This window comes from Stenotrophomonas sp. TD3, assembly GCF_001939825.1.
Taxonomy (GTDB): domain Bacteria; phylum Pseudomonadota; class Gammaproteobacteria; order Xanthomonadales; family Xanthomonadaceae; genus Stenotrophomonas.
In genome coordinates this window covers 1714002-1729347 of the sequence record NZ_MOYM01000001.1, presented here as the reverse complement: position 1 = coordinate 1729347, position 15346 = coordinate 1714002, and the positions used below count along the sequence as shown (strand labels likewise).

Here is a 15346-nt window from a genome sequence, read left to right as displayed (position 1 = left end):
GAATGCATGAACCTGCGTTTTCTTCCCTGGTCCTTTGCCCTCGCGCTGCTGGTCGGCTGCAGTACGGTGTCCGCGCCGCACGTGCAGCGCAACGGCAACCTGTCGCCCAGCGCCGACGCCGGCCAGGCGGCCGACGTCGCTGCCGATGCCGCCCGTGAAAGCCAAGGGGCTCCGCAGGCGGTGATCCGTCGCGGCACCGGCACGATGATCAACCGCGAGGCCGCGCGTGCGCCGGCACCGGCGCTGCACGGTGCCAGTACCGGCGAGGCGACCTTCAACTTCGAAGGCGAATCGCTGCATGCGGTGGTCAAGGCCATCCTTGGTGACATGCTCGGCCAGAACTACGTGATCGCACCGGGCGTGCAGGGCACGGTCACCCTGGCCACGCCCAAGCCGGTCTCGCCGGCACAGGCACTGAACCTGCTGGAGATGGTGCTGGGCTGGAACAACGCGCGGATGGTCTACAGCGGTGGGCGCTACAACATCGTCGCCGCCGACCAGGCGCTGGCCGGCACGGTCGCGCCGAGCACGGCACCGGCAGCCAGCGCGCGCGGCTTCGAAGTCCGCGTGGTCCCGCTGCAGTTCATCTCCGCCACCGAGATGAAGAAGGTGCTGGAGCCGTACGCGCGCCCCAACGCCATCGTCAACGTGGACAGTGGCCGCAACGTGATCACCCTGGGTGGTACCCGCGCCGAACTGGAAAACTACCTGCGCACCGTCGAGATCTTCGACGTCGACTGGTTGTCCGGCATGTCGGTGGGCGTGTTCCCGATCCAGTCGGGCAAGGCCGAGCAGGTCGCGGCCGACCTGGAAAAGGTGTTCGGCGAAGAGAGCAAGACGCCCAGCGCCGGCATGTTCCGTTTCCTGCCGCTGGAGAATGCCAACGCCGTGTTGGTGATCACGCCGCAGGTGCGCTACCTGGACCAGATCCAGCAGTGGCTGGATCGCATCGACACCGCTGGTGGCAGCGCCCGCCTGTTCTCCTACGAGCTGCGCTACATCAAGGCGCGCGACCTGGCCGAGCGCCTCAGCGAGGCCTTCGCCAGCAGTGGCAACCGAGGCGGCTCCAGCCCGGCCTCGCTGGCGCCGGGCGCCATTCCGTCGCAGCTGGGCGGTGACGGCGACCGTGGCATGGACAACAGCAGCAACCTGGGTTCGACGCTGGGCGGAAGCAGTGGCAGTGGCAGCAGCAATGGCAGCCTGAACCTGCCGCAGCGCCAGCCCGGCAACGTCAGTGTCAGCCTGGAAGTGGAAGGCGACCGCGTCGGCGTGTCGGCGGTGGAGGAAACCAACACCCTGCTGGTGCGCTCGACGCCGCAGGCCTGGCGCTCGATCCGCGAGGTGATCGAGAAGCTGGACGTGATGCCGTTGCAGGTGCACATCGAGGCACAGGTGGCAGAGGTGGCGCTGACCGGTGACCTGAAGTACGGCGTGAACTGGTTCTTCGACAATGCCGTGGCCGGTCGCACACTGACCGGCGCGCTCAGCGGCCTGACCCTGCCGCCGGCCGCTGCGGGCGCCTGGAATACCTTCGCGGGTGGCGTGACCGGCAATGACGGTGTGGGCTGGGCATTCACCGGCCACAACGCCGCCGCCGTGGTCAGCGCGCTGGACAAGGTGACCGACCTGCGCCTGCTGCAGACGCCATCGGTGTTCGTGCGCAACAACGCCGAAGCCACGCTCAACGTCGGCGACAAGGTGCCGATCAACACCACCACGGTGAACACCGGTGTGGGCACCAGCACCTACAGCTCGGTGCAGTACATCGACACCGGCGTGATCCTCAAGGTGCGCCCGCGCGTGACCCGCGACGGCACCGTGTTCCTGGACATCGTGCAGGAAGTCAGCAGCGCCTCGGACGTGCCGGAGGCCTGCAACCCGACCGAGCGCAACTGCAACCCGCGCATCTCGACCAAGAAGCTGTCCACCGAAGCGGCGGTGCAGAGCGGCGACACCATCATGCTGGCGGGCCTGATCACCGATTCGGCCACCGACGGCAGCAGCGGCATCCCGGGGCTGAGCAAGATTCCGGTGGTGGGTGCGTTGTTCGGTCAGAAGACCCGCACCAGCCGTCGTTCGGAAGTGATCGTGCTGCTGACCCCGACCATCGTCCGCAACAGCCAGGAGTCGCGCAACCTGACCGACGAGTACAGCAAGCGCTTCCGCGCGATGGAGCCGCTGAACCAGCCGCGCGCAAAGAAGTAAGGGGTTTACGGCCGGGCGGCGCCCGGCACCCGCGGTAGTGCCGGCCGCTGGCCGGCAACAGCAGCGGCAACAGCCAAAGCCAAAGCCAAAGCCAAAGCCAAAGCAACAGCGGGTTTACTGAGGGATGGCGGGGCACTGTGGGTTTGCGGGGACGCCGTAAACCCATCCATGGGGGCTTGGTCGCCGCATCCATGCGGCTCACACCCCGCAAACCCACAGTGCCCCGCCTTCGACAGTTTCCTGCTTGCCGTTGGTAGGTGTCGACCTTGGTCGACACGATCCACGCCATGCGTGGATGACTGTCTGTCAGATTTCGAGATCAGAAAATGGGGTCAGATCCGTTTTCCTCTGGAAAACGGATCTGACCCCAGGCTTTGCTGGCAGATCGAAGAAATCTGTCGAAGGCGGGGTGGGTCCGGTTGCGGGGGTGTCCGCGGCATGGATGCCGCGGCCAAGCCTACATGGACGTATTTACGGCGTCCCCCGCAACCGGGCCCACCCCGCCAACCCACGGATGGCCGGCTTCTGCTTCGGCTGTTGCTGTTGCCGGCCAGCGGCCGGCACTACCGCAGGTGCCGGGTGCAACCCGGCCGATACCCTCCCGGTGCTACGCTGTGGCCACCGACAACCACGGAGGCGGGATGGGGGCGATCGTGTTGTTGCCGCTGTGCGTGGACGATGCCGCGCTCGACCGCTGCCTGGCCGCACTGGATGCCGGCACGGCGCCAGGGACCGCGGTCTGGTTGGCCGATGACGCACAGACCGGGCCGCGCGCGCAGGCGGTAGTGGAACACTGGTTGGCGCATACGCCGCTACAGGCCGAGTACACCCGGCGCGCGCGGCCACTGGGCGAAGTCGCCCATCTGGACGAGATGCTGCGCGCCTGCGATGGCCTGGACGTGGCCGTGCTGGCGCCGGACAGCGTGCCATCACCCGGCTGGTTGCAGCAGTTGCAGGATGCCTTCGCCCGCGATGCCGCGATCGCCACCGCAACCCCCTGGTGCAATGCCGGCGAGACCGCCGCGTGGCCACGGCTGGGCGAGATCAATCCCGAACCGCAGGACCCGGCCCTGCTGGCGCACACCTGTGCCACGTTGCCGACGCTGCACCCGGAGCTGCCATCGGCGGTCACCCACGCGGTACTGGTGCGCGGCAACGCGCGCCGTCGTGCCGGTGGCCTGGACGTGGACAGCTATGCCGGCTGGAACGCGGCACTGGTCGACCTCAGCCTGCGCATGGCCGGCCTGGGGTGGCGCAACGTGTTGTGCGAGACCGCCTTCGTCAGCCGGGCAGGGGAGGCGATCAGTCGCGATGGCGATCTGGAGGCCCTGGCCGCGCGCTGGCCGGCCTGGGTCCCGCGGCTGGCCGATTTCCTGATGCACGACCCGCTGCACGGGCTGCGCGCCGACCTGCAGCAGCGCATGCGGCAGGCGATAATGCCGAAGGAACAGGGCGACCTGTTCGTCCCGTCCGCGCCGGAGCCACCCGTTTGAATGTTGCCATTGCCGCCATCGTCGTCACCTACCAGAGTGGCAGCACCATCGATGCCTGCCTCTCACGCCTCCGCCAGGCGCAGGATGTGGCCGAGATCCGGGTGATCGACAATGGTTCGCTGGATGGCACGCTGGACATCGTGCAGCGGCATGCCAGCCACGATCCGCGCGTACGCTTCGTCGGCAACCCGGACAATCCCGGTTTCGCCGCCGCCAACAACCAGGGCGTGGCCGACTCGCACAGCCCCTGGCTGGCCTTCATCAACCCGGACCTGATGGTCGAGCCGGACACGCTGGCCGAACTGCGCTCCCGCGCCGAAGCGCTGGGCGACTGCCTGCTGGGCGTTGAACAGGTGGACGAGCATGGTCTTGCCGACGAGGCAGTGCGCCGCCGCGATCCGGATTTCCTGATGATGCTGCGTTCGCCGGGCAAGGGCTCGAAGCTGGCGGTTCCGCGTGAGCCGCACCGGGCGCTGCAGCGGGTCCCTGCGCTGTCCGGCGCATTGCTGATGATGCCGCGCGCGCTGTTCGACCGTATCGGCGGCTGGGACGCGGGCTATCGCCTGCACGCCGAGGACCTGGACCTGTGCCGGCGCGCACGCGAGGCCGGCGCGGTGGTGGCGATCGCCAACGACCTGCAGGTCACCCATGTGCGTGGTGTCTCCAGCCGCTCACGGCCGTTTTTCGTGGAATGGCACAAGCACAGGGGCCTGTGGCGTTACTTCCAGAAGTTCGAGGCCGGGCAGCGCTCGCTGCCGGTGCGCGCGGCGGTATGGGCTGCGATCTGGGCGCATGCGCTGATGCTGGTGCCGAGGCTGCTGCGCAGGTCGTTGTAGAGCCGAGCCCACGCTCGGCTCAGGCAAATCCAGCCTCGGCTCTACGGAAGGCGAGCGCGCCCACGGTTCACTCCGCCGGGCGCATAATCCGCCCCATGCCTATCATCCAGTCCCTGCTCGACACCGACCTGTACAAGTTCACCATGATGCAGGCGGTGCTCCACCAGCACCCCGGCGCCCAGGTGCAGTACCGGTTCAAGTGCCGTACGCCCGGTATCGACCTGGCAAGCTACATCGACCAGATCGACGAAGAAATCGACCACCTGTGCGCCCTGCGTTTCAGCGACGCAGAGCTGGATTACATGCGTGGCCTGCGCTTCGTGAAGCCGGACTTCGCCGATTTCCTCGGCCTGTTCCACCTCGACCGCAAGTACATCCAGCTGCGCGCGTCGAAGGCCGTGCCCGGTGAGATCGAACTGGACATCACCGGCCCGTGGCTGCACACCATCCTGTTCGAAGTGCCGCTGCTGGCGATCATCAACGAAGTCTGGTTCCGCAACACCACCACGGCCGACTTCGCCGAAGGCGAGCGCCGCCTGCAGGCCAAGGCCGCACTGCTGCGCGATACCCCCGGCTTCGAACAGTGCCGCATCGCCGACTACGGCAGCCGCCGCCGCTACTCGCGGGATTGGCATGCCCGTCTGCTGCCGCTGCTGCGCGACGCGCTCGGCCCGCAGCTGGTCGGTACCAGCAACGTGCACTTCGCGCGCCTGTACGGCATGACGCCGCACGGCACCATGGCCCATGAGTACCTGCAGGCGTTCCAGGCCCTCGGCCCGCGCCTGCGTGATTCGCAGGTGGCGGCACTGGAATCGTGGGCGCGCGAGTATCGCGGCGATCTGGGTATCGCGCTGTCCGACGTGGTCGGCCTGGACGCGTTCCTGCGCGACTTCGACATGTACTTCTGCAAGCTGTTCGACGGCGTGCGCCATGACTCCGGCGATCCGTTCGACTGGGGCGACCGCATGCTGGCGCATTTCCAGCAGCGCCGGGTCGATCCGCGCAGCAAGGTGCTGGTGTTCAGCGATGGGCTCGACATCGCCAAGGTGATGCGCCTGTACGACTACTTCCGCGGACGTTGCCAGGTCGCGTTCGGCGTCGGCACCCACCTGACCAATGATCTGGGCCCGACGCCGCTTAACATCGTCATCAAGATGGTCCGCTGCAACGGCCAGCCGGTGGCCAAGCTCAGCGATTCGCCGGGCAAGAGCATGTGCGACGACCCGGGTTACCTGGCCTACCTGCGCCAGGTCTTCGAGTTGCCGCAGCCGGAGTAAGACCGGCCTGCAGGGCTTACAGGTAGTCGACGACCACCAGGTAAGCGCCCTGCAGCGGCTGCTGCTTCGAAGCCTGCACGCTGTAGCGCTCGGAGAAGGCGATATCGCCGGCACGCATCGCGCTGGCCGACACCGACAGCTTCTGGCCCTGGCGCTTGCCATCGCGCAGCGTCGCGGCCTGGCCATCGGCCAGCGCCGTCACGGCCACCGTCGAGCCCTTGGCCGACGGCGGGCAGGCCGCCAGGCTCAGCTCACCCTGGGACAGGTTCGTCGTGCAGCCCGGCTCGGCGATGCGGCCGCTGAAGCGGATGCTGCCGCTGCTGGCCTGAGCCAGCGCGCTGACGGACATCAGGGCCACGCACAGCAGAATGGAATTCCTCATGACACGTTCTCTGGTTCGGTGTGTCCTAGTTAGCGACAGGTTCGATCCGCCTTTAATAGGACAAATCCGAATCTGCTAGGGCCATCACCAAGAAAGAGTGATGCGCATCAAATAAGCTGATTTCCACCTGAAAAAGGCCTGTTTCTGCGCCTGCCGAACGCGCCGCTCAACGCGTCATCCACGGTCGTCTGTGACCTGGCCGCCCCACCGTCAAATCCTCCACGCGCCCCTGACCCCGATTCCGCCTATCACGTCACATTTAGGGCGTCAATGAATTGGCGTTCAGAAAAATAATGAGACTTTCATCACAGTTGTGCATATACTTGCGTCACGGATTCAGGGGAAGGTATGTCCGAGTCCGGCCACAGGTGAGACGCAAGGATGGGTCTTGTTAGCCCGGCAGTGCTCCTTGCTTCCTCCTCTACTTCTCATCTCTTCAGTAGGGTTAGGTAAAAGCGAATGCACAAGATCAATCTCATTGCCGCTCTGATGCTGGCCGCCGCTCCGCTGGCCGCCAACGCCGCCGACGGCACCATCACCTTCAATGGCAAGGTGACCGACAAGACCTGCACCATCTCGACCCCGGGCGGCAAGGACTTCGCCGTCAACCTGCCGACCGTGTCCAAGAACACCCTGGCCACCGCCGGTGCCGTTGCGGGCCGTACCCCGTTCGCCATCAACCTGACCAAGTGCAGCGCCGGCAACGTCGCCACCTACTTCGAGCCGGGTTCGACCGTCGACTTCAACAGCGGCCGCCTGGTCAACCAGGCCTCGGCCAACGCTGCCACCAACGTGCAGCTGCAGCTGCTGGGCTCGAACAACCAGTTCCTGCCGATCAAGGCTGCCGGCGCTGGCCTGGCCCAGACCAACTCGCAGTGGGTCACCGTCGGCACCGACGGCTCGGCCGATCTGAACTACTACGCTGAGTACTACGCCACTGCCGCCGCCACCCCGGGCGACGTCACCAGCAGCGTCAAGTACACGATCATCTACAACTGATCGTCGTCGTACCCGCACTGGCCGGCGTACGCGCCGGCCAGTGCTTCGCGGCCCCTGGCCACACCCCTCGAGCGTAGTACTTCCGATGAAAGCAATCTTTCCCCGGGCGCTGCTGCTGGCAGCGTTCACGCTGCCCTTCTGCCAGAACGCTCTGGCCGGCGTGGTGGTCAACGGCACGCGAGTGATCTATCCGGCGCAGGCGCGCGAAGTCACCGTGCAGGTCGACAACGTGGGCGATTCGCCGGCGCTGGTCCAGGCCTGGATCGACAGCGGCGACGCCAACCAGACCGCCGACAACAGCGATGCCCCGTTCGTACTGACGCCGCCGATCGCGCGCGTCGAACCGGGCCGCAGCCAGGCGCTGCGCGTGATCTTCTCCGGTGCGCAGCTGCCGACCGACCGTGAGTCGGTGTTCTGGCTCAACGTGCTGGATGTGCCGCCGTCGCCCGACAACGCCGACAGCGGCGACCAGAATTACCTGCAGGTCGCGTTCCGTTCGCGCCTGAAACTGTTCTACCGGCCGCAGGGCCTGAAGGGCGTCGCCAACGACGCGCCGGCAGCGCTGCGCTGGACCCGCACTGGCGATCGCCTGCGGGTGGAAAACCCCAGCCCCTTCCACGTCACGCTGGCCGAAGTGCATGCCGTGACCGGCAGCAGTGAAAAGACCGTCGAGGACAAGGGCGCCATGGTCGCGCCGAAGCAGAGCATGGAGTTCACCGCACCGGCGGGCTCCGACCAGGTGCGCTTCATCACCATCAACGATTACGGCGGTCGGGTGGAGCACAAGGTCCGCCTCGGCAGTACCGGGGGCTGAACGCGCCGCGCCGGCCATTGGGCCTGCGCATCCCGCCACCGCCGCCGTGCGGCGAATTGAAGGAATGTCAGTGTGATCGGAAACAGATTGACATTGTCGATCCACCAGGCGATCTGCCTGCTGGTTGCTGGCGTGGCCTGCCCAGGATGGGCGCTGGCTGCACCGGCCAATCTCGGCGAACAGGCGCTGATGGCGCAGAGCGGTGCGGCCAATGCGCGTGCACCCGAGTCGGCCCAGTTCAACTCCAGCTTCCTCTCCGGCCAGGCCAAGCAGGTCGATCTGGCGTCCTTCACCAATGGCAACCCGATGGTGGCCGGCACCTACCGCGTCGACGTCTACGTCAACGGTGGCTGGCAGGGCCGTCGCGATCTGCAGTTCAAGGCCGATGAGCAGGGCCGCGTCGACGCCTGCCTGCCGCTGCCGATGCTGGAAGAAATGGGTGTGGACAGCGAGGCCGTGCTGCTGCAGCAGGACCCGACGCTGCCGACCGACAAGACCAGCTGCGTGCCGGTGCAGCAGCGCATGGCCAATGCCTACGGCATCTATGACAGCGGCAACCTGCGCTACGACCTCAGCATCCCGCAGGTGTTCCTGCGCCGCGAGGCGCGCGGCTACGTCAATCCGTCGCTGTGGGACCGCGGCATCAATGCCGGCTTCGTCGGCTACAGCTTCAATGCCATCGACAGCGACAGCCGCGTCGAAGGTGGCCAGCGCAACCGCAGCGCCTACCTCGGCCTCAACGCCGGCCTGAACCTGGGGGGCTGGCAGTTCCGCCACGATTCCAACCTGACCTGGTCCGAAGGCAACGGGCGCCATTGGCAGAGCATTGCCACCTATGCGCAGCGCGGCATCCCGCAGGTGCGCGGCATGCTCACCATTGGTGAGGCCTACACCACCGGCGAACTGTTCGATTCGATCGGCTACCGTGGTGCCAGCCTGGCCAGCGACGACCGCATGCTGCCCGACTCGCTGCGCGGTTACGCGCCGGTCGTGCGCGGCATTGCCGAAACCAACGCGCGCATCGAAGTGCGCCAGAACCAGCAGCTGATCTACTCCTCCACCGTATCGCCGGGCAGCTTCGTCATCGACGACCTGTACCCGACCGGCTACGGCGGCGACCTGGAAGTGAGCGTGATCGAGGCCGACGGCCGCCGTCGCGAATTCAAGGTGCCGTTCGGTTCGGTGCCGCAGATGCTGCGCGAAGGCGTGTCGCGCTACTCGCTGACCGCCGGCCAGGTGCGCAACAAGCTGCTGGCCGATGAGCCGTGGCTGGTGCAGGGCACCTACCAGCGTGGCATCGGCAACCAGTTGACCCTGTACGGCGGCAGTGCGCTGAGCGAAGGCTACCTGTCGTTGCTGTACGGCGTGGGCCTGTCCACGCGCATCGGTGCTTTCGCCGCCGACGTCACCCACGCACGGACCTCGTTCGACCACTACGGCGACCACACCGGCGCCAGCGTGCGGTTGAGCTACAGCAACATGATCGGCGAGACCGGCACCAACCTGACCCTGGCCGCCTACCGCTATTCGACCGAAGGCTTCTACAGCCTGCAGGACGCGCTGTATGGCCGTGATTCGGACAAGCGCGGCATCGATCCGACCACCCGTGGCCGTCAGCGCAGCCAGTTCCAGGTGACCCTGAACCAGCCGCTGGGCCGCCGTGGCGGTGCGCTGTACGTGACCGGTTCGGTGCGTGACTTCTACGATCGTTCCGGCACCTCCAAGCAGTACCAGGTGGGCTACAACAACGCCTGGCGCTCGGTGAACTACGGCTTCTCGGCGCTGCGCACCGAAGAAGGCGTGCTCGGCCGTTCCGACACCCAGTACCTGCTGTCGATGAGCGTGCCGCTGGGCCGTGGCACCCACCCGGTGTCGTTCAGCGCCGACCTCGGCGCTCGCGACCGCGGTGGCTACGACAACAGCCGCGTCGGCATCACCGGTTCGGCGGGCGTCGACAACAACTTCAGCTACGGCGTGGCCCTGTCCGATTCCCGCGAGGGTGGCACCACCGCGGTCGGCAATGCCGAGTACCGCAGCCGCTACTCCGCGCTGAACGCCACCTACAGCCACTCGCGTGATTTCCGCCAGGCGTCGGTCGGCGCCAACGGCAGCGTGGTGGTGCATCCGGGTGGTTTCACCTTCACCCCGCAGCGTGGCGACACCATGGTGCTGGTCGAAGCGCCGGGCGCGCGCGATGCGATCGTCAGCAACGCGCCGGGCCTGCGCGTCGATGGCCGCGGCTACGCCGTGGTGCCGTACGTGTCGCCGTACCGTCTCAACACCGTCACCCTCGATCCGCAGGGCATGGCCCACGACGTCGAACTGGAAAGCACCAGCCAGTCGATCGCGCCGTTCGCCGGTGCCATCAGCTACCTGCGCTTCGATACCCGCAAGGGCAACGCGCTGCTGATCCAGGTGCGCAACGCCGATGGCCGCAGCATGCCGTTCGGAGCCCAGGTCAAGGATGAGCAGGGCCAGCCGGTGGGCATGGTCAGCCAGGGCGGCCGCCTGTACGTGCGCAGTGAAAAGAACCAGGGCCGCCTGCTGGTGGAGTGGGGCGCCGGTGCCGACCAGCGCTGCACCATCGATTACCAGGTTCCGGCGGGCGCCGATGCGTCCAAGACCGGCTTCATCCCGCTGGAGGCAGCATGCCGATGATTTCTTCCCGTGGCCGCAAGGCGCTGGCCGCGCTGGCCGTACTGGGCGGCGTATTGCTGGCACAGCAGGCCAGCGCCGCCTGCCGCATCCAGAACAGCTGGTTCATCGCCCAGGACGTGACCATGGACATGGGCCAGATCGTGATCCTGCCCAGCACCCCGGTCGGCGGCGTGATCAAGGAAATCAGCGAACCGATCACCCAGCAGAACAGCGTTGCCCGCTGCGATTCCTGGACCGGCGGCCGTTCGATCGGTGAGTACGTCAACGCAGCGCAGAAGCGCCCGGTGGCCGGCTTCTCGAACGTCTATGAAACCGATGTGGCAGGCGTCGGCATCCGCCTGTACCGCGATTCGGGTGCGATCCAGACCTACTACCCGCACTCGATCAACTTCGGTGGCGGTTCCGTGGTCAGCCTCATCGGTGGCCAGTTCCGCATCCAGCTGATCAAGACGGCTGCGCAGACCGGTTCGGGCGTGATCGCGCCGAACGGCCGCTTCACCACGTACTACTTCGACGGCGATGGCCCCGGGCGCCCGGTCCTGACCTCGACCTTCAAGGGCTCGGGCACCACCGTGGTCAGCCCGACCTGCGAAGTGCAGGCCGGCAGCCGCAACATTGCCGTCGATTTCGGCAGCGTGCCCAACACCACCTTCACCGGTGTCGGCTCCAAGGCCGTTGATCGCGACTTCGAGATCCGCCTGAACTGCCAGGGCAGCAACGTCGCCGCCTACCAGAGCAAGATCGGCATCCGCCTCGATGCCGACCAGGACAGCTCGAACATGCCGGGCGTGCTGAAGCTCAGCGCGGCCAGCAACAGCGCCACCCGCATCGGCATCCAGATGGTCCAGCGCGATGGCAGCACCGAGCGTGAAGTGCGCTTCGGCCAGACCATCAACGTCGGCACCACGGCGCCGGGTACCAGCGTCATGGCGCTGCCGCTGCGCGCGCGCTACGTGCAGACCCAGGCCGGTACGGTCGGCGCCGGTGTCGCGAACGGCCAGGCCACGTTCACCATCCAGTACGAGTAAGCCGGCTCCAGGCCGCGCCACTGCTGCGTTCCACCGCAACGTCGCCCGTTCCACGGGCGGCGTTGACTGCGTCTTGATCTTCCAACGATGAAGATCGATGCCACGACGCACGTACCGTCAACTGAGTGTGATGTACGTCGCGAATTTGGAGTTCCCTCATGAGGTGACCGTCTCCTGCCTTCGGGTATTGGACGGGAACGCCGAAAGGATCCAGACGTGGCCATTGCTGTTTGTCTCCCCCCGCGCCGGCCTTCGGGAGCGCCCCGGTGAAGGTCCTGTCGGTGTTTGGCACCCGACCGGAAGCGATCAAGATGGGGCCGTTGGTACGGGCCCTGGCACAGGCCGCGGACATCGAATCGGTGGTCTGCATCACCGGTCAGCACCGGGCGATGCTCGACCAGGTGATGTCGCTGTTCGAGATCACCGCCGACCATGACCTCGATGTCATGGTGCCCAACCAGACCCTCAATGGCCTGTGTTCCAGGCTGTTCGAGCGGCTTGACGCGCTGTACACGCAGGTCCGCCCCGACCGTGTGCTGGTGCACGGCGATACCACCACGGCGATGACCGCGGCCCTGGCCGCGTTCCACCACCGCATCCCGATCGGCCATGTCGAGGCCGGCCTGCGCACCGGCGACATCAACCGGCCATGGCCGGAGGAGATGAACCGGCGGGTGATCGATGTGGTCGGCCATCAGCTGTATGCACCCACTCCCGGTTCTCGCGCCAACCTGGCCCGTGAGCATCTGGGCGGGCAGATCCTGGTCACCGGCAACACCGTCATCGATGCCCTGCAGCAGACCGTGCAGCGGCTGGATGCCGATCCGGCATTGCGCGCGCAGGCCGACCAACCCTTCCACATGCTCGACCCCGCGCGCCGCCTGCTGCTGGTCACCGGCCATCGTCGCGAGAGCTTCGGCCAGGGCTTCGAGGACATCTGCCGTGCGCTGGCCGAGCTGGCGCGGCGGCCGGACCTGCAGGTGCTGTACCCGGTGCACCTCAACCCGAACGTGCAGGGGCCGGTCAACGCCCACCTCGGCCACCTCGACAACGTGCACCTGGTGCCACCGCAGGATTACCTGCGCTTCGTGCGCCTGATGCAGCGCGCCGACGTCATCCTCACCGACTCCGGTGGCGTACAGGAAGAAGCGCCGGCGCTGGCCAAACCGGTGCTGGTGATGCGCGATGTCACCGAACGGCCGGAGGCGGTCGAGGCCGGCGTGGTGACGCTGGTCGGCACCACGCCCTCGCGCATCGTCGATGCGGTCAGCGCGGTCTTGGCACACCCCCCGCAGCCGACCCGCTTCGATCCCGACGCCAGCCCCTACGGCGATGGCCGCGCCAGCGCCCGCATCGTCGCCGCCCTGCGCGGAGCGCCCCTTCCCGAATTCTCGCCCGGTCTCCGCAGTGGCGGTGCCGCCCACCTCCATCCGCATGAAGTGACGCCATGACCCAGACCGGCCGCTCTCCCCTGTTTGCTTCCGCTGCCGCGTTCGTCCTGTCGGGCGCGGTTGGCACAGCCCATGCCGCCGACAGCGTCGCTGGCCAGTTCGCCGAATGGAGCGGCGACAGCACGGTGAACCGGCAGATGACCCTGCGCGAACTCGGCTTCCGCCAGCCGCTGGTGCTGAGCGGGCAGGAGAGCCAGCGCGAGGTCTACCTGCCGGTGCCGGCCGGCGTGGCCACCCGCGATGCGCAGCTGCAGCTGGACGGGCGCTATGTGCGCGGCCACGCAGGGCGCACCTCGGGCTTGTGGTCGGTCGATGGTGATCCCATCGTCGCGCGCTCGATCACCGACGCGCAGGGCGATGCCAGCCAGCTGCTGGCCATCGATGGCGAACCCCGCCAGAACGGCTTCGTGCGGGTCGGCGTCGGCTGGTGGTCGATCGTGTCTGACTACCAGTGTGCCGACCAGAGCGCACCGGCCAACGTGCTGCGGCTGTCGCCGGATTCGCGCTTCAGCTACCGCTTCGACGGGCGTGCCGTGGATACCGTGGCCAAGGCCTGGGGCGCGCTGCCACCGCAGGTGCGCCTGCTGGTGGATGGCAAGGCGCTGCAGGCGCCAACCTATGATGCCGCCTGGCGCATCGGTAGCGCGTTGCAGGCCGGCGGCAAGCAGGTGCAGGTGGTGGCACTGCCCAAGGTCGGTGACAGCGTCGACCTGGCCGGCATCAGCATCCCGGCCAGCCTGCAGGGCGTGCCGGCCTACGCCGCGCTGGCCACGGGCGAGCGCGCGCACGCGATCAAGGACCTGGCCGAAGTGGGCGCGCTGCTGTCGCTGCGTGACAGTGGGCCGCTGGCGGCCGATGTGATGATCGGCAGTGACGCACTGCGTGCCGGCGTACGCGCGGCGCTGGATGCGCTGGCTGCCCAGGTCGGCGCCGCGGGAGCCGATGCGGGCACGGCCTTCGGTGCCTGGCGCAGTGCCGACATGGCTGGACTGGAAAAGCCCACCGCCAACGCCTCGGTCAGCGTGGTCGCCGTTGCCGGCCGTCCGACGCTGGTGGTCGACCCGGCCGCGGCAGGCAAGGTCGCCGGGTTGTTCGCCGAACAGTGGCGCAGCTACGCGCTGGGGCGCAGCCTGCAGGTCAGCCAAGCGGGCACGCCGAAGCTCGACGGTGACCAGGTGCTGCTGAGCCGGCTCGGCAACATCGCCGGCACGATGGAGGTGGTGACCCGCGCCGATCGCAGCGCCAGCTTCGACCTCGGCGCGCTGTCGGCCGATGGGCGCCTGCCCGAGGAAGTGGTGATCGATGTCTCGGCGGCACCCAACGCGGCCGGGCAGGGCGCGGTGGCGACGATCTACTTCAACGATTACCTGCTGGGCGGCAAGGTGTTGTCGGCCAACGGCCAGCCGCAACGGCTGGTGGCCAAGGTGCCGACCTACGCCCTGTCGGCGCGCAACGAGATCCGTGTCAGCTTCCTGCGCCAGCCGGCACGGCCGTACTGCCACGATCCGGCCACCGGCTACCCGGTCTCGATCCTGCCCAGCAGCCACCTGACCCTGGCCAAGCGTTCGCTGGGCAGTGACTTCGTTGGTGCCAGCAGCCAGCTGTCGCGCGGCAACCAGGTGTTCGTGCCCGGCACCTGGCTGCAGGATGCACCGGCCTCGCTGGGCAAGGTCATCGCGGTGGCCAGTGCGGTGGGCGCGTCGCCGGAGGCATCGGAACTGAAGGTGGTCGATGCCGGTGCCGCGGTCAGCCCGGGCGCGCCGTGGCTGGCCTTCGGGGTGGCACCGGCCGGTGTCGATATGGCCGGCCTGAAGGACGGCCACCTGCTGATCGGTGGCACCTCGCAGCCGCTGCTGGATGTCAGCGGCCTGGATCGCGCCGCGGTGGTGCAGGTGGGGTCATCCGGCGGCCAGCTGGGTGTTCTCTACAGCGACCTCGGTGCGCAGGCACCGTCGTTCGGCGCGCCGTTCCGGCTGCTGCGCGGCGATCTTGCCGTGCTTGACGGCAGTGATGCCGTGCGCGAATTCGATCGCCAGGATCCCTATGGCACGCGTATCGCGCAGGACGGCAATCCGCAATCGAAGTGGGAACGGCACATGGTCTGGTTGCTGCTGCTGGTCGGCGTGATCGTATTCGCGCTGCTGGCCGCCCGCGTCACCCAGGTGCGCCGCCGCAAGTCCGCCAACGCAGGGCACTGATCCAC

At 67.4% G+C, this 15346-nt stretch carries 11 protein-coding genes; 10 read left to right on the top strand and 1 reads right to left on the bottom strand.

Going from position 1 to position 15346, the window contains the following annotated elements:
• Window positions 1-6: 6 nt before the first annotated feature.
• The 4 genes from gspD to pncB all read left to right on the top strand — a co-directional run bounded on the left by gspD (window position 7) and on the right by pncB (window position 5811).
• Entirely contained in the window at window positions 7-2205 is a 2199-nt protein-coding gene (gspD, locus tag BKE09_RS08145; RefSeq protein ID WP_075675400.1) for a type II secretion system secretin GspD, read from the top strand.
• 641 nt (window positions 2206-2846) lie between these two features.
• Window positions 2847-3698: a glycosyltransferase gene (locus tag BKE09_RS08140; protein ID WP_075675399.1), complete on the top strand. Its 852-nt coding sequence runs from the start codon at window positions 2847-2849 to the stop codon at window positions 3696-3698.
• Window positions 3695-4534: a glycosyltransferase family 2 protein gene (locus BKE09_RS08135; protein ID WP_075675398.1), complete on the top strand. Its 840-nt coding sequence runs from the start codon at window positions 3695-3697 to the stop codon at window positions 4532-4534. Before BKE09_RS08140 ends, BKE09_RS08135 begins: the two co-directional genes overlap by 4 nt.
• Before the next feature lie 95 nt (window positions 4535-4629).
• A complete protein-coding gene (gene pncB, locus BKE09_RS08130; RefSeq protein ID WP_075675397.1) occupies window positions 4630-5811 on the top strand; it encodes a nicotinate phosphoribosyltransferase in 1182 nt (393 codons plus the stop codon).
• Window positions 5812-5827: 16 nt separating this feature from the next.
• Here the strand turns inward: pncB and BKE09_RS08125 are convergent, their stop codons facing one another.
• Window positions 5828-6193 carry a hypothetical protein gene (locus BKE09_RS08125; RefSeq protein WP_014645902.1) on the bottom strand — a complete coding sequence of 122 codons (366 nt, stop codon included), beginning with the start codon at window positions 6191-6193 and terminating at the stop codon, window positions 5828-5830.
• Window positions 6194-6652: 459 nt separating this feature from the next.
• On the opposite strand from BKE09_RS08125, the gene BKE09_RS08120 reads away from it, so the two are divergent.
• The 6 genes from BKE09_RS08120 to BKE09_RS08095 all read left to right on the top strand — a co-directional run bounded on the left by BKE09_RS08120 (window position 6653) and on the right by BKE09_RS08095 (window position 15341).
• On the top strand, window positions 6653-7192 hold the full coding sequence (locus BKE09_RS08120; RefSeq protein ID WP_049443116.1) for a fimbrial protein: 540 nt from the start codon (window positions 6653-6655) through the stop codon (window positions 7190-7192).
• 85 nt (window positions 7193-7277) lie between these two features.
• Window positions 7278-8006 (top strand): molecular chaperone, encoded by a 729-nt coding sequence (locus BKE09_RS08115; RefSeq protein WP_075675396.1) that lies wholly within the window; start codon window positions 7278-7280, stop codon window positions 8004-8006.
• Between the two features lie 93 nt (window positions 8007-8099).
• Complete coding sequence (locus BKE09_RS08110; RefSeq protein WP_075675395.1) at window positions 8100-10664, top strand: fimbria/pilus outer membrane usher protein; 2565 nt, start codon at window positions 8100-8102, stop codon at window positions 10662-10664.
• Entirely contained in the window at window positions 10655-11692 is a 1038-nt protein-coding gene (locus BKE09_RS08105; protein ID WP_014035948.1) for a fimbrial protein, read from the top strand. The genes BKE09_RS08110 and BKE09_RS08105 overlap by 10 nt, the downstream gene beginning before the upstream one ends.
• Before the next feature lie 266 nt (window positions 11693-11958).
• Entirely contained in the window at window positions 11959-13143 is a 1185-nt protein-coding gene (gene wecB, locus BKE09_RS08100; RefSeq protein ID WP_075675394.1) for a UDP-N-acetylglucosamine 2-epimerase (non-hydrolyzing), read from the top strand.
• Window positions 13140-15341 carry a hypothetical protein gene (locus tag BKE09_RS08095; RefSeq protein WP_075675393.1) on the top strand — a complete coding sequence of 734 codons (2202 nt, stop codon included), beginning with the start codon at window positions 13140-13142 and terminating at the stop codon, window positions 15339-15341. Before wecB ends, BKE09_RS08095 begins: the two co-directional genes overlap by 4 nt.
• Window positions 15342-15346: the final 5 nt, after the last annotated feature.

Coding starts and splice junctions, on each gene's coding strand:
- BKE09_RS08120 (WP_049443116.1), top strand. CDS start 6,653: ATGCACAAGATCAATCTCATTGCCGCTCTGATGCTGGCCGCCGCTCCG.
- gspD (WP_075675400.1), top strand. CDS start 7: ATGAACCTGCGTTTTCTTCCCTGGTCCTTTGCCCTCGCGCTGCTGGTC.
- BKE09_RS08140 (WP_075675399.1), top strand. CDS start 2,847: ATGGGGGCGATCGTGTTGTTGCCGCTGTGCGTGGACGATGCCGCGCTC.
- BKE09_RS08125 (WP_014645902.1), bottom strand. CDS start 6,193: ATGAGGAATTCCATTCTGCTGTGCGTGGCCCTGATGTCCGTCAGCGCG.
- BKE09_RS08095 (WP_075675393.1), top strand. CDS start 13,140: ATGACCCAGACCGGCCGCTCTCCCCTGTTTGCTTCCGCTGCCGCGTTC.
- BKE09_RS08105 (WP_014035948.1), top strand. CDS start 10,655: ATGCCGATGATTTCTTCCCGTGGCCGCAAGGCGCTGGCCGCGCTGGCC.
- pncB (WP_075675397.1), top strand. CDS start 4,630: ATGCCTATCATCCAGTCCCTGCTCGACACCGACCTGTACAAGTTCACC.
- BKE09_RS08115 (WP_075675396.1), top strand. CDS start 7,278: ATGAAAGCAATCTTTCCCCGGGCGCTGCTGCTGGCAGCGTTCACGCTG.